At 63.8% G+C, this 21,590-nt stretch carries 12 protein-coding genes; 4 read left to right on the top strand and 8 right to left on the bottom strand.

The features are described from left to right. Nucleotides 1–154: 154 nt before the first annotated feature. Both Bravens_RS02305 and Bravens_RS02310 read right to left on the bottom strand, forming a co-directional pair. Nucleotides 155–1,192: a glutathione S-transferase family protein gene (locus tag Bravens_RS02305; protein WP_062019948.1), complete on the bottom strand. Its 1,038-nt coding sequence runs from the start codon at nucleotides 1,190–1,192 to the stop codon at nucleotides 155–157. A gap of 76 nt (nucleotides 1,193–1,268) precedes the next feature. After that, the gene (locus Bravens_RS02310; RefSeq protein ID WP_062019951.1) at nucleotides 1,269–3,005 is read right to left on the bottom strand and encodes an FCD domain-containing protein; all 1,737 of its coding nucleotides are present in this window, start codon (nucleotides 3,003–3,005) and stop codon (nucleotides 1,269–1,271) included. Nucleotides 3,006–3,262: 257 nt separating this feature from the next. Here Bravens_RS02310 and Bravens_RS02315 point away from each other — a divergent pair, with 257 nt between their 5' ends. Beyond that, the gene (locus Bravens_RS02315; RefSeq protein WP_062019953.1) at nucleotides 3,263–7,147 is read left to right on the top strand and encodes a proline dehydrogenase family protein; all 3,885 of its coding nucleotides are present in this window, start codon (nucleotides 3,263–3,265) and stop codon (nucleotides 7,145–7,147) included. Between the two features lie 108 nt (nucleotides 7,148–7,255). On the opposite strand, the gene betT is transcribed toward Bravens_RS02315, so the two are convergent. From betT to Bravens_RS02330, 3 genes are read right to left on the bottom strand one after another with little or no spacing between them, the layout of a single operon-like run. Further along, nucleotides 7,256–9,403 carry a choline BCCT transporter BetT gene (gene betT / locus Bravens_RS02320; protein WP_062019955.1) on the bottom strand — a complete coding sequence of 716 codons (2,148 nt, stop codon included), beginning with the start codon at nucleotides 9,401–9,403 and terminating at the stop codon, nucleotides 7,256–7,258. Continuing rightward, nucleotides 9,400–11,148, bottom strand: a complete 1,749-nt coding sequence (betA, locus tag Bravens_RS02325; protein ID WP_062019957.1) for a choline dehydrogenase — start codon at nucleotides 11,146–11,148, stop codon at nucleotides 9,400–9,402. The genes betT and betA overlap by 4 nt, the downstream gene beginning before the upstream one ends. Before the next feature lie 57 nt (nucleotides 11,149–11,205). After that, nucleotides 11,206–12,699 carry an aldehyde dehydrogenase family protein gene (locus tag Bravens_RS02330; protein ID WP_062019959.1) on the bottom strand — a complete coding sequence of 498 codons (1,494 nt, stop codon included), beginning with the start codon at nucleotides 12,697–12,699 and terminating at the stop codon, nucleotides 11,206–11,208. 431 nt (nucleotides 12,700–13,130) lie between these two features. Here Bravens_RS02330 and Bravens_RS02335 point away from each other — a divergent pair, with 431 nt between their 5' ends. Together Bravens_RS02335 and Bravens_RS02340 are read left to right on the top strand one after the other, a co-directional pair. Beyond that, nucleotides 13,131–13,895 carry a TetR/AcrR family transcriptional regulator gene (locus tag Bravens_RS02335; protein ID WP_062019961.1) on the top strand — a complete coding sequence of 255 codons (765 nt, stop codon included), beginning with the start codon at nucleotides 13,131–13,133 and terminating at the stop codon, nucleotides 13,893–13,895. A gap of 567 nt (nucleotides 13,896–14,462) precedes the next feature. Then, nucleotides 14,463–15,053, top strand: coding sequence for an endonuclease domain-containing protein (locus tag Bravens_RS02340; protein WP_157452687.1), 591 nt, complete (start codon nucleotides 14,463–14,465; stop codon nucleotides 15,051–15,053). Here the strand turns inward: Bravens_RS02340 and Bravens_RS02345 are convergent, their stop codons facing one another. The 3 genes from Bravens_RS02345 to Bravens_RS02355 all read right to left on the bottom strand — a co-directional run bounded on the left by Bravens_RS02345 (nucleotide 15,054) and on the right by Bravens_RS02355 (nucleotide 20,175). Then, on the bottom strand, nucleotides 15,054–16,961 hold the full coding sequence (locus Bravens_RS02345) for a heavy metal translocating P-type ATPase (protein WP_244878094.1): 1,908 nt from the start codon (nucleotides 16,959–16,961) through the stop codon (nucleotides 15,054–15,056). 285 nt (nucleotides 16,962–17,246) lie between these two features. Then, nucleotides 17,247–18,785, bottom strand: coding sequence for an L-piperidine-6-carboxylate dehydrogenase (gene amaB / locus Bravens_RS02350; RefSeq protein ID WP_062019965.1), 1,539 nt, complete (start codon nucleotides 18,783–18,785; stop codon nucleotides 17,247–17,249). A 199-nt stretch (nucleotides 18,786–18,984) separates the two neighbouring features. Beyond that, the gene (locus Bravens_RS02355; RefSeq protein ID WP_082790982.1) at nucleotides 18,985–20,175 is read right to left on the bottom strand and encodes an NAD(P)/FAD-dependent oxidoreductase; all 1,191 of its coding nucleotides are present in this window, start codon (nucleotides 20,173–20,175) and stop codon (nucleotides 18,985–18,987) included. 231 nt (nucleotides 20,176–20,406) lie between these two features. Here Bravens_RS02355 and Bravens_RS02360 point away from each other — a divergent pair, with 231 nt between their 5' ends. Then, nucleotides 20,407–21,561, top strand: a complete 1,155-nt coding sequence (locus Bravens_RS02360; protein WP_167346383.1) for a LysR family transcriptional regulator — start codon at nucleotides 20,407–20,409, stop codon at nucleotides 21,559–21,561. Nucleotides 21,562–21,590 lie beyond the last annotated feature (29 nt).

Here is a 21,590-nt window from a genome sequence, read left to right on the forward strand (position 1 = left end):
CGAGTACGGCCGGGCGGCGGCCGGCCGGGTGGCGAGGCCCGGCCGGGTGGCGAGGCTCGGCCGGGCGGGTGAGGCTCGGCCGGCCACCCGGGCCGGCGCCTCGTGAGTTTGGCGCGCGAACCGGACCGGCGCCTCGTGAGTTCGGAACTGAAAATCATTCCACCGGCTGCGGCGCTGTGCCGTCGCCCCAAGGGCGGTCCGACAGTGCCTCGCGCCCGTGCGGTTCCCTCCACACCGAAGTGTCCGGACCCAACGGCACAATGCCGGTCGGGTTTACCGACTTCTGCACGATGTAGTAGTGATCTTTGATCTGCTGGAAGTCAATCGTGTCACCAAAACCGGGCATCTGATACAGGTCGCGAGCATACGCCCACAGCGCCGGGAAGTCGCGCAGCTGCTGACGGTTGCACTTGAAGTGCGAGTAGTACACAACGTCAAACCGCGCGAGCGTCGTAAACAGACGAACATCCGCCTCGGTAATCGCGTCACCCATCAGGAAACGCTGGCCTGTCAGGCGCTCCTCAAGCCGGTCCAAAGCCGTGAACAGGCGCTCGAAGGCGTCGTCATAAGCCTCCTGCGATCCCGCGAAACCACAGCGGTACACACCGTTGTTGACCTCGGTGAACACCCAGTGCATCAGCTGGTCCATCTCATCCCGCAGCGCTTCAGGGTACAGATCTGGCGCGCCTTCACGGTGGAACGCGGTCCATTCCGTCGAGAAATCCAAGGTGATCTGATTGAAGTCGTTCGTGACCACCTGGCCGCTTTCCACCTCGACAATTGCCGGAACGGTGATCCCCCGCGGATAGTCGGGGAAGCGCGCAAAGTAGGCCTGCTGCAGCCGTTCGATGCCGAGCACCGGGTCGACGCCACCCTCGTCCAGGTCGAAAGTCCAGGAACGCTCATCGTGCGTCGGTCCAGCCAATGCCAGCGAAATCGCGTCTTCCAAACCCAGCAGCCTGCGCACAATCAGCGTGCGATTTGCCCACGGACACGCCTTCGCCGCCGCCAGACGGTACCGTCCGGCCTCGACGGGCCACAGAACCTGGTCATCGTGCTTTTTCGGCGTATTGGCCGGGTCGGCCACAATGCGATCGTCGATGTAGCGCATGTCGCGCTCGAACGCCTTGCCCTTGGACACGTAAACGCCCGGCTTCGAGTGTTCTGGGTGCAGCTTTTCGCGGTCAGTCATGTTTGGATTGTTACATTTGTAGATTGAAGATTCAATCAATGGCGGGGGCCCTTTGGGTTGGCCTTCCCGCCTTTCTCTACTCAACCAGGCTTTGCCACGCGGCCACATCGAAGCGGCGCAGACCGGCGACAGACGACATATGGCGCACCGCGTTCTCGATCTTGCTGCGCCACACCGCGATCGCCTCGTCTGCCCGGCCTTTGCGCACAGCCGCCAGAATCGCGGCATTGTCCGAGCGGATCTTCGCCGCCGCAGGCGCGTAATCCACCCGCAGAATCGCAATGAGCAGCCGCAACCGCTGCCCCAGCGAATCGAAAACATCCGCCGTGTGCTCCAAACCCGACGCCTCCGCAAGCCCCTGCTGAAACTGCAGATCCAACCGATCCACCGACCGCGGGCCCAATGAATCATCCGCCTCGAGCCTCGACAGGGCGCGGTCCGCAATGTGCAGGGACCCGCGAGCCTGCTCCGCACGAGGCGCCACCCGGCTCCCACTCAGCTCGCTTGAGGCGCGCTGGCTGGGGGTGGTGTGACCGGCTGACGCCTGGTGGGAGTTGGCGCTTCCCGCGGCCGTGCGTCCGGCTGTGGGTTGGCGCGAAGCTCGCCCTGCCGAGGCGCCTCGCATCACCACGATCCCCACCGCGTACCGTGCGGCGTAGAGGTCGAGCACACTTTCACCGGACACAACCGGCAAGCGGAAAATACTGCCAGCGCGTTCGAGCACACCGCTGGTCTGCAGCTGGCCCAGCCCGCGCACAATCTCCCTTTGCGCAACGCCCATCCGATCCGCCAAATGCCGCACCGACACCTGATCGCCCGCATGCAGATCGCGTTCGCGGATATCGGCTTCTAACTCCGCCACCAGGGTTCGCCGCCATACCGTGTCGCCGACCTCGCGCCACGGATGTAGGAATGGGCGCCGAGTATCGGCCTGGTTGTTCTGGTTGTGGTTGCCCGGATGTTGGCCGCCCGCGCTGGTTCTGCCTGCCGCAGCTGAATCGCTTGAGCTGTCTGCCGTGTTTGCTGCATCAAGAGAGCCAGCAACACCGGAAAGTGAGTCAAAAGTAGATGGAATTTGGAGCGCCTCAACCGGCCTTCTCCAGAAGAACGTGTTGACGTCCGCGGCGACCGCATCGGCCAAAAATTCGAGAACATCGAACGGAACGCCGTCCGCAGCGGGGACGCTTTCACGCCCGGGTGCTCCGGCGGGATTGCCGGCCGGCTCGCTCAGGCTGGGCTCGCCGCCGTGTCCCAGCGAACCTCCCAGAGCAACACCGCTGCTCACGCGGGTGAGGAGTCCAGCGATCGCTCCAGCGAAAGCGTCGAAGTCATGGAACTCGCGCACACGGGCCGAGCCATCCGGCGTGACGGTGTGGATGCTGAACACATCCCGATCTGCCCACTGCCGCAAAGCGCCCAAGAACGCCCAGCCGCGACGACGCTTGTTTGTCGACCCCCACCCAGGGCGCGAGGCACTCACCCTCTCCCCCGCCCTGAAGATGAGCGTCAGGCGGCTGTCTTCCACCCGGATTTCATCGATGAGCACCCAAGTCGGCAACTCATCCGCGTTCGGCGCACTGTCAGCCACACCCTCCAACCACCGGCAGGCGCGTGAAACAAGCGTCTGCGAAAGACCCAATTCTTCGGCCAACCCGCGAGTCCCGTAGGCCTGGCCCACAACATCTCGCCCAGCCAAAGCCATAGCTCGTGCCACCGCTCGGTTCGCGCGCGGCTGCTTTTCTGGCCGCCCCATCCGCACCCGCTGGGTTGCCTGAACCCGCTCCTCTGCCTGACTGCCTGCCGTGCCTGACACAGGACCTCCTCTTCGAAGCCTTCTCCCCCGCCAAGGTGCCGCCCACCCCGCGTGCACAACTCCCGCGAAAGCTGAACTCACCTGGGCATCACTGACTTTTGACTCAGATTATCGCCTGCTGTGCTCTGCTGTCAGCCATTCGGATTCACAATGTCGAAAACGGCTCATGCACCGTGGCGTGAGCACACACCGGGCGGCCGAAGTCAGAAGACCACAGCCATCCGGCGGCCTGAGCATCTCAGTGAAGAGGAGCGATCGTGTCGCATACAGAAGCAGATTTCATCACCGACGCCGAACTGTCCACAGTCAGCGCCGAAGCCATCAGCACCGTCCGCAAGTGGCTGCGCAAGGCGAACCAGCAGGGTGAGGCGAGTTCCACCTCGGCAGCTGGCGCAACCGGAACCACCGCAGCCAAAGAGGCAGCCAACAAGGCCACCCGCCAGGCTGACAAGGGCGCGCGCCTCCTGGCGGCGGTGCTGAAAGACCCCAACGGACTGCCGTTCACGCAGGGCTTTGTGGACCGAGTCATCCGCACGGAAGACCCCCGGGCCGCCGCAAAAGCACTGACCGAAATCGCCGAACTCACCCCCAAATCCCTGCCACTAGCGGAGCGCATGCAGATCAAGGCCGGCGCCGCCATGGCCGAAAAACTGCCGCACGTCGTCATCCCCGTCGCCAAGGCTCGCTTGCGGCAGATGGTCGGGCACATGGTGATCGACGCCCGCCCCGAACCCTTCGGCAAAGCTGTCAAGGCAATGCACGAGGCCGGACACCGCCTCAACATCAACCTGCTGGGCGAAGCGGTGCTCGGCGAACAAGAGGCCGACCGCCACCTGCAGGACACCCGCAGGCTTCTGGCCAGGGACGATGTCGACTACGTATCGATCAAGGTGTCCTCCGTTGCCTCGCAGATCAGCATGTGGGACTACCCGGGCACGGTCGACTACGTGGTGGACCGCCTGCGCCCGCTGTACGAAGACGCCGTCGAACTCGAAGCCGCCGGCCGCGGCCAAAAGTTCATCAACCTCGACATGGAGGAATACCAGGACCTCCACCTGACAATCGACGTCTTCGAACGCCTGCTGAGCGAACCGGCGTTCAAGCAGCTGGAAGCCGGCATCGTTCTGCAGGCCTACCTGCCGGATGCACTCGCAGCCACCCAGCGGCTGGCCGAATTCGGCGCACAGCGCGTGGCCGACGGCGGCGCCGGCATCAAAGTGCGCCTGGTCAAGGGTGCGAACCTGTCCATGGAGCGCGTGCACGCCGAAACCGCCGAATGGCCCCTGACCGTCAACCCCTCCAAGCAGGCCACCGACGCCAACTACAAGCGCGTGCTCCACTGGCTGCTGAACCCGGAGAACATGAAGGGACTCCGCCTGGGTGCCGCCGGACACAACCTGTTCGACATCGCCTTTGCCCACCACCTGTCGAAGCGGCGAGGCGTTGACGACCGCGTCGAATTCGAAATGCTGCACGGCATGGCCGAAGAACAGTCCGAGCAGGTCGCAGCCGACGTCGGTGACGTCCTCCTGTACGTTCCGGCCGTCGCACCCGAACAGTTCGACGTCGCGATCTCCTACCTGGTGCGCCGCCTAGAAGAAAACGCCGCAAACGAAAACTTCATGTCCGGCATCTTCGACCTGACCGACGGCGGGCCCATCTTCCGGCGCGAACGCAGCCACTTCCTGGCCTCGCTGAGTGACCTCGAAACCGTGCTCGCCCGCGAAGGCGACACACCTCCCGGCCCCAACCGCACCCAAAACCGACTGCACGAGGCGCCGCTCACCACCCAGTCCGACACCTCGGGTGAGAACGCGGGCACCGGTGAAGGTGAGGAAAGCGCGGCAGATGCGGGCGCATCGGGTGAAACACCCGCGGCCAACCCCGAAGGCGCCTCGGGCGTGGGTCCTGCGGAGACCACCCCCGCAGCGGCCCCCGTCCGCGGCTTCGCAAACGAGCCGAACACCGACCCCGCCCTGCCGGCCAACCAAGAGTGGTCCAGGCAGGTGATCGCGGCAGCAGAGCACATCGACATCAGCCCGCGAACCGCAGACGACTTCGACGTCGACGCGACAGTGCAGACCGCCAAACAGGCAGCAGCCGACTGGGCAGCACTCGGCGCACGCGGCCGCCTGCCCTACTTCCAGCGGGCAGCCGAACTGTTCGCACAGCGACGCGGCGAATTCCTCGCAGTCGCAGCGGCCGAAGCAGGCAAAACACTCGCCCAGTCCGACCCCGAACTGTCCGAAGCCATCGACTTCATCCGCTATTACGCCGACCAGGCCCTCGAGATCGAAGAAATCGAAACCCGCGACGGCGTGCAGTTCACACCTGATCAAGTAACTGTCATTACACCTCCGTGGAACTTCCCCGTAGCAATTCCAACGGGATCGACCGTGGCAGCACTCGCCGCAGGTTCAGCAGTCATCCACAAACCTTCGGGCATGACGCCCGAGTGTTCGCGGATGATCGTCGAAACGCTGTGGCTAGCCGGCATCCCGCGCAACGTCCTGCAGCTGGTGCCGCCGATTGAAAGCGAAACCGGCAAGGCGCTGATCAGCCATCCGGACGTTGACAGGGTCATCCTGACAGGAGCCTCTGACACAGCCGCACTTTTCCGTTCGTTCCGCCCCTCCCTGGCGATTAACGCAGAAACCAGCGGCAAGAACGCAATGATCATCACCCCGTCCGCCGACCGCGACCTCGCCGTGGCCGACCTTGTGAACTCAGCATTCGGACACGCGGGACAGAAGTGCTCGGCCGCTTCGCTGGGCATTCTGGTGGGCTCGATGTACGACTCACAGCGCTTCCTGAGCCAGCTGGTCGACGCGACGGAATCTCTCATCGTGGACTCCCCGCTCAACCTGTCAGCCACCATCGGACCGCTCACCGGAGCCCCCAGCGACAAGCTCCAGCGCGGACTGACCCGCCTGGAAGTCGGCGAAGAATGGCTCATCAAACCGAAAGTGCTCGCTGCGGCACCCGGCATCCCAACCGGAGACATTTCCCCTGGTGAGAAGCAGGTGGGAGCCGGCGGCACCTCGTCAGATTCGGACCAGCGGGCACCGGGCATGCCCGGCCCGCTGTGGCGTCCGGGTATTCGGACCGGCGTGCAGCCGGGATCGTTCTTCCACATGACGGAGTGCTTCGGGCCGGTGCTCGGGCTCATGCACGCGCGCGATCTCGACGAGGCCATCCGCCTGCAGAACGCCGTCGAGTACGGCCTGACCGCCGGCATTCACTCGCTCGATCCGCGCGAAGTCGACGAATGGCTCGGCCGCGTCCAGGCCGGCAACCTGTACGTCAACCGCGGAATCACGGGCGCGATCGTGCGCCGTCAGAGCTTCGGCGGCTGGAAGAAGTCGTCGGTCGGGCTGGGCTCCAAGGCCGGCGGTCCCAACTACGTCCACATGATGGGCACCTGGGCGGACAGGCCTGGTTCGGCTGCTCTGGCTGACGAGGTGGAGGCACCCGGGTCCTCGACATCTTCGGGTGCTGCGGGTGGTTCAGTTTCGGGCACTGCGGCAACGCGCGATGAACGCGATTGGCTTGAACGCGCCCGCCGCTCTGATGACGAAGCCATTCGCCGCGAGTTCGGCGTTGCCCGCGACTCGGACGGTTTCGAATCGGAGGCGAACATCTTCCGCTACCTGCCCACGGCGGTGACCGTGCGCGTGACTGCTGCGGCAAAGCCTGTGGAAATCACCCGCGTAGCCGAAGCTGCTCAGCGTCTGGGCACGCCACTGACCTGGAGTGTCGCCTCTGACGCAGAAGGATCTGTCCGCGCGGCAGCGGTTGCGGCTGCTGGTTCTGGGGTGGACGCTGGCGGAAGCGCGAACGGCACGGGTGGCGGCGTTGCCCTTGAATCGGCCGCGGAGTTCGGCAAGCGCCTGTCCGATGGCCAGCTTCTGGTGAACGGAGCAGCCCGCGTGCGCAACATTGGCGCGGCGGAAGCCGAAGTGCTCGAAGCCATTGTCGACCGGCCGGAAGTGGCAGTGCTCGATGAACCGGTGACCGCCTCGGGCCGCATCGAAGGCCGCTACTACCTGCATGAACAGGCAATCTCGATGACGCTGCACCGCTTCGGCGACCCAGACCCGGGCTTCCACCGCCTAGCGGAACGCCTAGGCCGGACGGCGTAAGCAGGCCGAATCTGCTCTGGCGTGCAAAAACTCGGCCGAAATCGCAGTTTTCGGCCGAGTTTTTGCACGTATAAGCAGAATCCGGAGTTTTTGCACGTGGCAGCAGAGTTACTCCCCTACCTTGGTCTCCTCCGTCACAGCAACGTTGGAGTTCAGCCACCACGTGTAGTGGTCGAGAACGTCGTGGGCGATCCGCTCACGCGAATAGTCCAAGATGTCGTAGGTTCCGCCACCGGGAACCTTGACCTCAAGCTGGCTTGAGACATCGTCTGCTTCGCGCATGCGGGTGCCGTAGGTTGCGGCCTTGATCTGGCGAATCTGCGCCGTGTAGTCGAAGTTCTCCAGCATTTCGTGCGTGCCCTGAACAGTGAGCGACACGGAGTGCTTGATCTTCTTCGACACGTCGTCTTCGCGGACGATCTGCGCGTCAACACCCTGCTCACGCAGTTCAGCTGCGACTTCTTCCAGCGCGGGGATGACGACCTCGGACATGCGCTCCTGCGTGGATCGCAGCGACACATTGCCGAACTGGCGCCGCAGACGATTCCGCCAGCTGCCAGCACCAGCACCAGCGCCACCCGCCGCACCAGCACCGGCACCGCCGCCAACGACACCGCCAGCACCGACAACCTGCGAGCGCAGCGAATCCATCATGGCGTGCGTCTGCTTGCGTTCGCCTTCGAGTGCGCGCAGCAAGCCAATGGCAACCAAAATCATGACGAATGCGAACGGCAGACCCATAACAACCGTCGCGTACTGCAGCGCGGTGATGCCGCCGACCACCAGCATGGCGATCGTCAGAACACCGGTTGCCACGGCCCACAGGATGCGCACCCACGGCTTGGCGTCGGTTTCGGCATCCGGCAGGCGGCTGGTGAGGTTTGCCATGACCAGCGCACCGGAGTCAGCCGATGTCACGTAGAACAGCAGACCGACGAACGTTGCCAGTCCCACCAGGAAGAACGCTCCGGGGAAGTCCTGCAGCAGCATGTAGAAACCGGACTCCGGTGTCTCGACTGCAGCTTCGGCAAACGCGGTGTCGCCCGAACGGATGCGCGCAATCGCCGTGTTGCCGAACATCGTCACCCACATGAGGATGTAGATGAACGGGATGGTGAGCGTGCCGATGACGAACTGGCCCAGCGTGCGGCCCTTGGAGATGCGGGCCAGGAACATGCCGACGAAGCTTGCCCAGGCAACCCACCAGGCCCAGAAGAACAGGGTCCACAGGTTCATCCATTCGGCCGGGTGGTCGTATGCCATCGTGTCGAGCGTCAGGCCGGGGAACATGCTGATGAAGTCACCGACGTTCATGGTTGCGGCACGCAGCAGGAATGCGGTGTCGCCGAACACCAGAACCCAGCCGGCCAGCACGAGTGCGAGCACCACGTTGAGCTGGCTGAGGATGCGGATGCCCTTATCAACACCGGATGTCGCCGACACGATTGCCACGAGAACCGCGACGACCACGAGGCCCACCTGAGCGGGAGTGCCCTGGTCGATGCCGAACATGATGTCCAGGCCCACGTTGAGCATGACCACGCCGATACCGAGCGAGGTTGCAACACCGAAGATGGTGCCGAGCACCGTTGCGATGTCGACGGCGTTGCCCACGCCGCCCTTGATGCGCTTGCCGAACAGCGGGTAGAGCGCCGAGCGGACTGCCAGCGGGAGGCCCTTGCGGTGGGCGAAGTAGCCCAGGGCGATGCCCATGAGCGTGTACATGCCCCAGCCGGTGATGCCGTAGTGGAACAGCGTCCACACGGTGCCTTCGCGTGCAGCGTCAAGCGATCCGGCTTCCGTCACGGGAGGCGCCAGGTACTGCGATGCGGGTTCGGCAACCGCGAAGAACATCACGTCGGTGCCGATGCCGGCTGCGAACAGCATGGATGCCCACGCGAACGTCGAGTATTCGGGCCGGTCCGTGTCTTTGCCCAGGCGGATCTTGGAGTACCGCAGGGCGAGCACCACCACGAACACCAAAATCGCGGTGGCCAGCAGGATGTAGAACCAGCCGAACCAGTTGCCGATCCATCCCACGAGCACGCCGAGTGTCGCCTCGGCCGACTCCGTGAAGAACAGCGCCCACCCGGCGACCAGCGCGATGAACACTCCGGTCACGCCGAGCACAACCGGCTTGACCTTGGGGCTGGTCACCTGGGGCCGAAGCTCAGGTTCGACTTCTCCAACAGCTGACGAGGTGCCGCCCGCCGCAGTCTGGGACTGCGGCTTGGGGTTTGATGGGGTGCTGCTCACTTGTCATCACCCGCAGCCATTGCCTCAAGCGCACTGGGGATGTCCGTGCGGGCGTTCCACGCGCTGTTGCGCGGGTCGCCTTCGGGGTACAGCGGCATACCGGACTTAGCCTTGTAAACAGGCGGGTATTCGGGCTCGAGCATGGTGTTGCCGGCAATGAGGTCGGCAGCGCGCTCAGCAACCATCATGACGGGTGCGTAGATGTTGCCGTTGGTGATGGTCGGGAAGACCGAAGCGTCGACAACGCGCAGACCCTCGGTGCCGTGGACCTTCATGGACGAGGGGTCGACAACCGACATGTCGTCGACACCCATCTTCGCCGAGCACGACGGGTGCAGAGCAGTTTCGGCGTCGCGGCGGATCCAGTCGAGGATCTCCTCGTCGGTTTCAACGTCCTTGCCGGGCGACAGTTCGCCGCCGTCGAACGGTGCGAACGCCGGCTGGGACAGGATGTGGCGTGCAGCGCGCACAACCTCAACCCATTCGCGACGGTCGTTTTCGGTCGACAGGTAGTTGAACAGGATCGAGGGGTGCTGCTTGGGGTCGTTCGACTTGATCTTCACGTGACCGCGAACATCGGAGTTCATCGGGCCGATGTGCACCTGGTAGCCGTGTTCGTGGTCACCGCCGGTGCCGTCGTAGCGAACAGCGATCGGCAGGAAGTGGAACATGAGGTTCGGGTACACGACGTCGTCGTTGGTGCGGATGAAGCCGCCGCCCTCGAAGTGGTTCGAAGCACCCACACCGGCGTTGGCGAACAGCCACTGCGCACCGATCCACGGGGCCTTCCACATCTTCAGCCACGGCTGGATGGAAACCGGCTGCACGGATTCGTGCTGCAGGTAGACCTCGAGGTGGTCCTGCAGGTTCTCACCAACACCCGGCAGGTCGACGCGCGGCTTGATGCCGACCGAACGCAGGTGGTCGGGGTCGCCCACACCGGACAGCTGCAGCACCTGAGGTGAGTTGAAGGCACCTCCACAGAGGATCACCTCGCCGGCGGAGACGCTGTGCGGCTTCTTTCCGCCTCGTACGAAGTCGACCCCGGTCACACGGGTGCCGTTCCAGCGCAGCTGGGTGACAAAAGCGAGAGTCGCAATGTCGAGGTTCTTGCGGTTCTTGACCGGCCACAGGTAGGAACGCGAAGCGCTCATGCGCGAACCCTTGTAGGTGTTCGCATCGAAGGGGGCGAAGCCCTCCTGACGGTAGCCGTTGACGTCATCCGTCGGAGCGTAGCCGGCCTGGCGGGTGGCCTCGAAGAACGCCTGGAACAGCGGGCTGTTGGCCTTCTTGCGCTCAAGGGTCAGCGGACCGGCGCCGCCGCGCCACTCATCAGCACCGGCCAGCGTCGTCTCCATGCGCTTGAAGTACGGCAGGACGTGGGCGTAGTCCCAGTCCTCCATGCCTTCGAAGGTGGCCCACTTGTCGTAGTCACCGGCGTTTCCGCGCTGGAAGATCATGCCGTTGATCGAGCTCGAACCGCCCAGCACCTTACCGCGGGTGTGCGCCACGCGGCGGCCGCCCATGTGCGGTTCCGGGTCAGTCTGGTAGCGCCAGTCGTACATCGGGTTGCCCGACGGGAACATGAGTGCGGCAGGCATGTGGATCAGCGGGTCGAACTTGAAGTCCGCACGTCCGGCCTCCAGCACGAGCACACTGGTGCTGGGGTCAGCCGACAAGCGGTTGGCGAGCGCCGAACCGGCAGAACCGCCGCCGACGATCACATAGTCATAGTGCTTCTTCACTTGAACGCTCCTTGGAGTTGTGAACAGAAGATTGAGGGGTAGATCAGGCTCTGCGAGTCAGGCTTTGCGGCCGGAGAACCAGTCGGCCGGTGCCGGCTTGGTGTTGTGCCAGACGTGCTTGACCTCCTGGTATTCGGCCAGGCCGTCTTCGCCGAGTTCACGGCCGATGCCGGACTGCTTCATGCCGCCCCACTCGGCCTGCGGGACGTACGGGTGGAAGTCGTTGATCCAGACGGTGCCGTGGCGCAGGCGGCCGGCGACACGTTCGGCGCGGCCGGCATTTTCGGTCCACACAGCACCGGCAAGGCCGTAGATGGTGTCATTGCCCAGTGCCACTGCGGCGTCTTCGGCTGCCTCCGCGGTGTCACCGGAGAAGGTTTCGACGGTCAGCACGGGGCCGAACGATTCGTCGTGGACACAGCGCATCGACTGGTCGCAGCGATCGAGGATGGTCGGCAGGTAGTAAGAGCCCTGCGCCAGTTCGCCTTCGCCGCGCTTGCCGCCGGTGCGCAGAACAGCGCCGTCTTCGATGGCCTCTTCGACGTAGCGGTGCACCTTGTTCAGGTGGTCTTCGCTGATGAGCGGGCCGGTCTCGGCGTTTTCGTCAAACGGGCCGCCCAGGCGGATGAGTTCGGCGCGGCGAACGAGTTCGTCGACGACCTCATCGTGAATCGACTCTTCGACGATCAGACGAGCACCAGCCGAGCACACCTGGCCGGAGTCCAGGAAGATCGCGGTGAGCGCGTTGTCAATTGCTGCTTCGAGATCAGCGTCGGCAAAGATGATGTTGGGGTTCTTCCCACCCAGTTCCAGGGCGACCTTCTTCACGGTCGGGGCGGCAGCGGCCATGATCACGCGGCCGGTTTCGAGACCACCAGTGAACGACACGAGGTCCACCTGCGGGTTTTCCGTCATTTCGGCACCCACGGTGCCACCCGGACCGGTGACGAGGTTTGCGACACCGGCCGGAAGCCCCGCCTCGTCAAGGGCATCCATGAGCCACATGGCGGTCTGAGGAGTCAGCTCGGCCGGCTTGAGCACGAAGGTGTTTCCGGCGGCGATGGCCGGAGCGATCTTCCAGGCCGTCTGCAGCAGCGGGAAGTTCCACGGCGTGATGAGCGAGCACACGCCCACCGGTTCGGTGACGACGCGGCTGGAGATGGACGGGTCACCCGGGTCGACCACGCGGCCGGCGTGCTTGTTCGCCAGGGCTGCGAAGTGGCGGAAGACGTTGATGATGTCGTCCATGTCCTGCTGGGACTCGACGAAGCGCTTGCCCGTGTCCTGCGATTCCATGCGGGCGACCTTGTCCTTGTCGCGCTCAAGGATGTCGGCCAGGCGGTTGACGATGGCGCCGCGGTCGGCTGCCGGGGTCGTGGCCCAGGTTCCTTCGTCGAAGGTGGTGCGGGCGGCTTCGATGGCGCGGCGGGCGTCAGCACGGTCGCCTTCGCTGACAGTGATGACGTGCGATCCATCGGCCGGGCAGAGGATGTCTCGGGTTTCCTGTGATTCCGCTTCTTGCCACTGTCCGTTGATGTAAATGCTCGGCACGGCACTTCCTTCGCTTTTGGCTTGTAGGTTTGCTGCGTTTGCTGGCTGGTTTTCCTTGCGAGGGTTTCGCGCGGCGAGAGCTTCGCTTACGAAAGCTGCGCGTCCCAGCCTCACGCTTCTTTGCAACGATAACGCACGTTATATCGAAAATAAAACGAGCGTTATACTTTTGTGCTGCGCAGACGAGCTGTTAAGACAGCGTGACCTTCAAGTTGAGTAAAGCTGCAGGAGTACGATTGCGAACCATGAAGCCGACCGAGCAGGCAACTGAAACAGCGGCTAAGCAGGCGAGTGAGCCTGCAAGTGCACCCGCGGATGGGTCAGCAGGCAATCAGCCTGTTGAACAGGCGGGTAGGCCTGCGGGTAGGCCTGCGGCGAGTTCGGTGCGTAAGCAGGCGACCAAGCCAGCGGGTAGGCCTGCGGCGAGTTCGGTGCGTAAGCAGGCGACCAAGCCGGTCCGCGAACGACTGTTGGATTCCGCCGACGCGCTGCTGTTCATCCACGGAGTTATTTCCACACCCGTCGACCGGATCCTCAAAGACGCACAGGCCTCCCCGCCGAGTCTCTACTCACACTTCGGGAGCAAAGAAGGGCTGATCGCGGCTGCTCTGCGCCGTCGTCTGCATATTTGGACAGGCGTGTGGGATGCCGAAATCGCCGCGGCTGACTGTCCGAAGGACCGGGCACTCGCTCTGTGGGATGCGCTCACGACGTACCAGGGCGAACACATGACCGAACGCTGGTGCGCCTTCAGCGGGACCGCTGCCGCCATCGAACACCCCAGCGCTCAGCTGCAGGCCGTTCTCGACGAAGAAACCCAGCTGCTGCGCACACGACTCCTGGCCGCGGCCCGCGAAATCACAGGCGAGGCGGCAGGAAGTGAGGACGCTGGTGAGGTGAGCGGCACCTCGTCCGCCCGGGCAGGTGGCGCCCCGGGAAGTGGGGATGGCCAGGTGAGCGGCGCCTCGTCCGCCCAGGCGGGCGACGCCCCGGGAAATGGGAGTGAAGAGGTGAGCGGCGCCTCGGCGGGTTCTGCTGCGGCGGGCTCTGGCAGCCGAGCGGAGGCCTTAGCGTCGGCGCTCATGGTCGCGTACACGGGCACGATGTCCTTGATGCTGCGCGAGGACTACCCCACCGCCATCGCCGAGGGCCGTGCGAGCGCCGAAGCACTCATCGACGCGTTCACCGCGGCGTAAAGCACAAACGGCAACGCGCACCGGCTTTCACGTCTGCTTGGGTGGTCAAAAACTCGGCCCAAAACCGCGTTTTTAACCGAGTTTTTGCACGCAGGAGCAGATTCTCCAGAGCTTTGACTTCGGTGCTCCGTGCAGGGGACAACTCCGGTGCTATCCACAGGGTCCAGAAACCCGTGGCGCCCGCTGCTCGAGCGCTCCTACCTTCCGAATATGGGGCATGGAGAAAACACGACGTCCGGTTTATGGAAACCGGCCACAGGTATTGCCACCACGGGAAGCCTTCTGAACAACGGTGTAACCAGGTGGACAATCGATGCCAACAGCCGACAGCTGGTTCACGGTGTACGAGCGTTCGGTGACATTCGAAGCATCGGCAGGGCGCCACGTTGGGCAGATGACTTGTGGTTTAAACAGCGGGAACTGCTTTCTGCCGTGCAGAGCAAATACCCCGAAGCGACCGGAGTAGGGCCTACTGCGGGGGCGCTCTACGGCATGGTTTTGCCTTACAGACTCCAGCGTGAAGAACTGGTGTTCGTAAGTACCGGCCGCGGAGGCAGACAGATTCGCATGAAGAACGTCAGGTCCAACCGCAAACCCATAGATAAAAGAGTCCTTTGGTTCGACCTTCCAGTCGCATCCGGACTGGAAGTTATGGCTCAAATCGCTGCGGAATTGAACTTCCGTGAGGCGGTGCAGCTTCTTGATGGACTCTTGGGGCCGTGGAACGGTGGTCCGAAAGTCGAACACGCCAAACTTAAAAGCTTCATCCGGGAGCTGCCGCAGTCCCGCATCTACAGAACTCTGCGCAAAGCCCTGCCGCTGGCCAGACCAGGGGTGCAGTCGCCTCGGGAAACGAGCCTGCGCCTCGAGATCATTCGCGCAGGACTGCCCGAACCGGCAGTCAACCCGCGGGTCTATCTGCCGAGCATCGGCGAGTACAGGAAACCCGACCTGGCTTGGGAAGAGTACAAGGTGTGCTGCGAATACGAAGGCATCCACCACATGACCGATGCGGACCAGTGGTCCAGCGATATCCGCAGATACCGCGCTTTCGAGGCGGCAGGCTGGACTGTCATCCGAGTGACCAAATCAATGCCGTCCGCCGAATACCTACAGGCGATTCGAGACGCCCTGCGAGCACGAGGCTGGAAACCCTAACTACACCTTGAAGCGTTCAGGGCCCTTCAGTGCTCGCAGTGCGTAGACGATCGCGGCCAGGTCGATGACTTCCTGCAGCAGCGCACCCACAACGGCTGGAATGAAACCGAAGAAGGCGAAGCCCATCAGCACGAGCGACAAAATGATGCCGATCCAAATGGCGCTCTTCGCCACCGCCAAAGTCCAACGCCCAATGTCGACAGCCTTGCCAACACGGGAAATATCGTCACGGGTGATCACGACATCAGCAGCTTCGGAGGCCTCTGTATCGCCGCGAGCCCCCATCGCAATGCCAACCCCGGCAGCCGCGAGAACCGGCGCATCGTTGACACCGTCACCGACCATGATGACCGGCTTCGGCTCGATCTCGTGCAGCAGACGAACCTTGTCCTCCGGCAGAAGCGAAGCGTGCACATCGTCAATCCCGACCTCCGCAGCAATCGCCTGCGCAGTGTGCGGATTGTCGCCAGTGAGCATCGTGACCTTTTCAAAGCCATGACGCCTAAGCTCCGAAACCAACTGTCCGGCGTTGTCCCTCGCCTGATCATCAAGGATCAGCGCACCGGCATACTCACTGCCGATCGACACATAAGCGACAGTCTGTCCGGCCTCGAACTCAACCTCAAACGCCTCCGGCGCCATGCCGCGAACAAAACCAAGCGTGCCAACACGAACAACGGAGCCACCCGCGCCGCCAGCAGCACCGCCACCGGCCGCGCCAGTAACACCGCTGCCAGCCGCACCATCCGCACCCGCACCAAAGTCAACCTCAGCCTCGACACCCTCGGTCGCAACCTCACGACCATTCCGTGCCTCAGGCAACTCAAGCCCTTCAGCAGCCTCAATCACACCGAGTGCCAAAACGTGCGATGAGAACTGTTCGGCAGCAGCCGCAACAGCCAGCAGTTCGTCCTCAGAGACACCAACGGCGCGCACCTCGGCAACCGTCGGCCGGCCGTAAGTCAGTGTGCCCGTCTTATCGAAGGCAGCGGTCGAAGTCGAACCCAACGCCTCAAGGACGGCACCGCCCTTGACAATGATTCCCGCATTGGACGCCCGGCTCATACCGCCAAGGAACGCGACGGGAGCAGCAATCAGCAGCGGGCACGGCGTGGCCAGAACCAGCACCTCGGCAAACCGGACAGGGTCACCGCTGAGCCACCACGCAAGCCCTGCAATCAGCAGCGACACCGCCGTAAACGGCATGGCGTAGCGGTCGGCCACACGAACAATCGGCGCCTGCTGATCCTCAGTCTGGCGCACCAAAGCAATGATCTTCTGGTACTGGGAATCTGCCGCCGAACGCGTTGCGCGCATCCGCACGGCCTGCGTGCCGTTGACCGAACCAGACAGAATCGTGTCGCCGACATCCTTCGCGACAGCCGCCGACTCACCCGTCAAAGACGATTCATCGAACGACCCCGCATCGATCGCCTCGCCGTCAACGGGAACAACTTCGGCAGGCCGTACCAGCAGAACATCGCCGGGCTCCACCTGGTCGATTTCAATGTTTTCTGCCTGGTCAACGGGGGCATCAACAGCCGGCAGTCGGTGTGCCCGCTGCGGAGCCCGATCCAACAAGCTGCGCAGATCACGGCGGGCACGCGCGGCCGCGTAGTCTTCCAGCGCCTCGCCACCGGTGAGCATGAGCGCAATAATCGACGCCGCCAAATACTCGCCGACCGCAAGCGAGGCGGTCATCGCCACGACGGCCAGAATGTCGAGCCCGAACTCCCGCCGCATCAGCTGCTTGACCATGTCGATGACGGTCAGCAGGATGACGAATCCGACGAATACCGTCGCCACCAGCTGCGCAGCGGTGGTCAGGCCGGAAAAGTGCAGCGCGAGAACAACGATGAGCTCCACCAGCACCGCGGCCAGCAGCTTGTACTCACGGAAAATGCGCATCACGGTTCCCATACTCCGATACTGCCCAATCCGCGGATTTCCGCCAGCAAGCTATGCCTTGCCTAACAGGGACGGAAGCGCTTCGTCTGCCTGCGTTTACATTCTGCTGCCACGTGCAAAAACTCGGCCGAAATCAGCGATTCCGACCGAGTTTTTGCACGTGGCAGCAGAAACCGGAGTTTTTGCACGCAGGAGCAGAGTCAAGCAGAGTCAGGACGCAAAGCCAAAGCCAAAGCCGGGCCCAACTCAGAGCCCTAACCCCAACCCCGCAGTCAAACCCCTACATCAGATGAACTCAACGCCCTGGGCCAGGGGCAGTTCGCCCGAGTAGTTGATGGTGTTCGTCGCCTGGCGCATGTAGGCCTGCCAGGAATCGGTGCCGGATTCACGGCCCCAACCGGTTTCCTTATTGCCGCCGAATGCGCCGCCGATTTCAGCACCGGACGTACCGATGTTGACATTCGCGATGCCAGTGTCGGAGTAGGCGAGGAAACGCTCGGCTTCTGCAAGTTCCGAGGTGAACACGGCACTCGACAGGCCCTGCGGAACCGCGTTGTTGAGTTCCACGGCGGCGTCGAAGTCGTCGTACTCCATGACGTAGAGGATGGGTGCGAAGGTTTCATCTTCCACGATCTGCGTCTGCGACGGCATGCGGACGACGGCCGGTTCGACGTAGTAGGCGTCGTCAGCTTCGTCGGTGAGCACGCGCTTGCCGCCGCAGACAATCGTTCCGCCCTGTTCTTCTGCCGCGCGAAGTGCGTTCTGCATGGCGTCGAAGGAAGCCTTGTTGATGAGCGGACCAACCAGCGTGCCGTCGTCGGTGGGCGAACCGATGGCCAGCGTGCCGTAGGCCTTGGCCACACGGTCAACGAGGTCATCGGCGACCGAGGAGTGCACAATCAGGCGGCGCAGCGTGGTGCAGCGCTGGCCGGCCGTGCCCGCGGCTGCGAAGACAACGCCGCGCAGAGCCAGGTCGAGGTCTGCGCTGGGTGCGACGATTGCCGCGTTGTTGCCGCCGAGTTCCAGCAGCACCCGGCCGAAGCGTTCAGCCACAACCGGGCCGACCTTGCGACCCATGGCAACCGAACCGGTGGCCGAAACCAGGTCGACGCGCTTGTCGGCAACCATGGCCGCACCGAGGTCGCGGTCGCCCAGCAGCACCTGGCTGAGGTTTTCCGGCGCACCGCAGTCCTTCGCGGCGCGGCGCAGCAGAGCTTCCGCACCAATGGCCGACAGCGACGAGGTTTCCGACGGCTTCCACACCACCGTGTCACCGGCGATGAGGGCGAGTGCGGTGTTCCACGCGAACACAGCCACGGGGAAGTTGAACGCCGTGATGATGCCGACAACGCCCAGCGGGTGCCACGTTTCCATCAAGCGGTGGCCGGGGCGCTCCGACGGCAGGGTCTTGCCGAACAGCTGACGCGACTGACCGAGCGCCAGTTCGCAGATGTCGATCATCTCCTGCACTTCACCGGCAGCTTCAGACGGAATCTTGCCGGCTTCGATCGTGACGAGTTCGCCCAGGTCAGACTTGTGTTCCTCAAGAAGCTGGCCCCAGCGCTGCACGACCTTGCCGCGCACCGGCGCAGGGACATCGCGCCACTGCTTGAAGGCTTCGCGGGCAGCGTCGAGCTTGCGCCCCATCGCGGCTTCGTCATCGGCCGGCACCTGGCCGAGTTCGGCACCGTTGATCGGCGAACGCAGGGTGAGGCTTCCCGCACCACCTGACGAGGCGGAGGTCAGCTGGTCAAAATCGGCACCGCACGCGGCGAGCGCCTTCTTGGTGGTCTCGAGGATCTGCTGCTGTGTCGGCAGTGACATGTGCGTGTCCTTTCTGAGTTGGTTCTTCAGTCTTGTGAGTACGTGGTTCGTTGTGACTTCGGAAGATTGGTGAGTTTGGGGCTTGCGGGTGGAGTACTGGCGCTGCGGGGTTTCGTCCCACGGGCGCCGTACCAGCCCAGCTGCGCCGCACCAGCCCGACGGGAGTGCCGGCGCCACGATCTAAAGCCGGCGGCCGCGCTTACACGACGTTCATTTCTTTGCGGACTTCGCCGGATGCGAATCTGTCCAGGCTCAGGCCCGAAATGTCGATCAGCGGGGTGCGGTCCAGGTAGAGGTCCGCCATGATTTCGCCGACCGCCGGGCCTTGCAGGAATCCGTGACCGGAAAAGCCGGTGGCGTACATGAAGCCGTCGACCTGCGAAGACTTGCCGATGAGCGCGTTGTGGTCGGGGGTGACTTCGTAGAGTCCCGCCCAGCCGCGACGCAGCTGAACATCGTCGAGCATGGGGGTGCGTCGCTCCATGAGTTCGGCGAGCACTTCAAGCCACGCGGGGTCCTGCTGGGTGCTGAAGCCCCACGTGTCTTCAACCTCCGGGGCGCCGAACAGCAGTCCGCCTCCTTCAGAATGGAAGTAATAGCTGGTCGAAAAGTCGATGGTGAACGGCAGCCGGCGCGGGTCGAAGTTCACCGGTTCACTCACCACAATGTGACGGCGCAGCGGTTCAACCGGCAGGCCAATGCCCACGTCGGCACCGATTTTCTTCGACCACGCTCCGGCCGCGCACACCACGGTGTCAGCGGCAATCGGCCCAGCCGATGTTTCAACACCAGTGATCCGGCGGGAGCCGGGCTCCGCCTCGTCCCCCTCTGCGATGACCCGGGTGACTTCGACCCCGCGGAGGATCGTGACCCCCAGCCGGCGGGCGTTCTTGGCGTAGCCGGCCACAGCGGCCTCGGGTGTGCAGTGGGCGTCGAAGGGGTTGAAAGCGCCGGCAACAAGGTCGTCGGTGCGGATGACGGGGTTGAGTTCGCCGCATTCAGCCGGGGAAATCATGCGAGACGACTGACCCAAGGACGCCTGAAGTTCCACGTTGGCGGCCATCTTTTCGGCATCGGCTTCGTTGTCCAACAGGAACAGGTAGCCGGACTGGACCATGTCGATGTTCTGGCCCATCTGCTCTTCAAAGCGGCGGAAGATCTCCAAGCTGCGCGCGCCGAGCATGATGTTCGCTTCGTCCGAGAACTGGCAGCGCAGACCACCGGCAGCACGGCTTGTGGAACCGCCGGCCAGTTCGCCGCGCTCAATGAGCACAATGTCTTCAACACCGGCCTTTGCCAGTTCGTACGCAGTGGCTGTGCCCATGATGCCGCCGCCGATGATGACCACGGACGCGGACGTGGGAACAGTCTGGGGAACATTCACATTCACGAAAGCTCCTCTCGTCGGGCTGCCGATCAACGCTGATGGCAGCGGGCTGTTCAACGCTGAACAGTGCCCGAGGGATACGGCGATGAGGTCGACGCTGACCTGTTCGCCGGTGGTCCCAACGGGCCACACCACCATCGTGAACCCACTGAGCCGTAAGGACAAGCGATATATTTTTAAGCTTCCGTTTAGCTTTGCTGATGAATCGTGTAGCTTGCTCATATGCAGTGGACGTTGACACAGTTGCGCACCTTCGTCGCAGTCGCCGAGCAGGGAACAATGGCCGCAGCCGCCACCCGCCTGGGATACACGGCCGGCGCGGTCAGCCAACACATGTCGGCACTCAGCCGAGCAGTCGGATCACCCGTCGTTTCACCTCGGGGGCGGTCCGTTGTCCTCACGGAAGCCGGGCGGGCACTGCTGCCCCGCGCCCGAGCGGTCGTCGCCGCCGAACGCCAAGCCGCCCGAGCCATGCGCGGAGCCTCCGCCGACACGACTGTGACCGTGGGAGTTTTCGGTTCGGCTTCGGTCGCGGCCATGCAGCCGGCTTCGCAGCAGTTGGAGGGCAAGGGCATTGACGTGCAAACCATCGAAGTTGACGTCGAAGAAATGCAGGAAGCGGTGGCCTCGGGACTGATCGATGTTGGGATCGGCATCGACTACCTGGACGCGCGCCTGCCCCCGCGCCGTGGAGTGCACATGAAGCCTGTCCGCCGCCAACGGCTGCCCGTGGCCGTCGGCCCCGGCGGCCTGGCGGCCCTTACCGCCGAAGGGCGCGAGGGAAAGAGCCTTTCCGCTGGGCTCGAGGACGGCCCCAGCATCGACGAAAATCACGAGGTGGATGCAGCTGCTCACGAAGCCGCACCTGTGGACTCGGGCGGAGTTGGCGACGGGGCTGGCGGCGGGGCTGGCGGGGCTGCCGGCGAGGCTGGCGGGGCTGGCGGCGAGGCTGACGATGGAGGTGCCGCCGGAAGCACTCGAGGCGCCGGCGGGTCTCCTGTCGGACTGGGGGTGGCGCCAGGCCGCGGTGATGTTTTCCGCGATCAGGAAATCCTGCGGCGCGCACTGGGCCGCGTACCGTGGATTCTGCCGCCGGCTGATTCAACGTGGGGTCGGGCGTTCCGGCTGGCCTGCAGGGAACTCGGCGTTATGCCCCGCGAGAAGCACCTTGTCACTGACTCCGCGGTGGCACTGGCCATGGCTTCATCAGGGTTGGGCGTCACCTTGGCTACGCCCTACCTGATGCGGATGGCCCCCGCGAACGTCCACATTCTTCCCAGAACAATCTGCGGCAGCCGCGACATTGTCATCCTCACGTCCACCGATGCGCCGTTGACACCGGCGGCGCGCACTGTCGTCGACGTGCTCACCGACGTGTTCAATGCCTGAGGCTGGGTTGCCGCGGCAGTCATCCGGGC

Source organism: Brevibacterium ravenspurgense (genome assembly GCF_001584615.1).
Classification (GTDB): domain Bacteria; phylum Actinomycetota; class Actinomycetes; order Actinomycetales; family Brevibacteriaceae; genus Brevibacterium; species Brevibacterium ravenspurgense.

Coding starts and splice junctions, on each gene's coding strand:
- Bravens_RS02305 (WP_062019948.1), bottom strand. CDS start 1,192: ATGACTGACCGCGAAAAGCTGCACCCAGAACACTCGAAGCCGGGCGTT.
- Bravens_RS02340 (WP_157452687.1), top strand. CDS start 14,463: ATGAAGAACGTCAGGTCCAACCGCAAACCCATAGATAAAAGAGTCCTT.
- Bravens_RS02345 (WP_244878094.1), bottom strand. CDS start 16,961: ATGCGCATTTTCCGTGAGTACAAGCTGCTGGCCGCGGTGCTGGTGGAG.
- amaB (WP_062019965.1), bottom strand. CDS start 18,785: ATGTCACTGCCGACACAGCAGCAGATCCTCGAGACCACCAAGAAGGCG.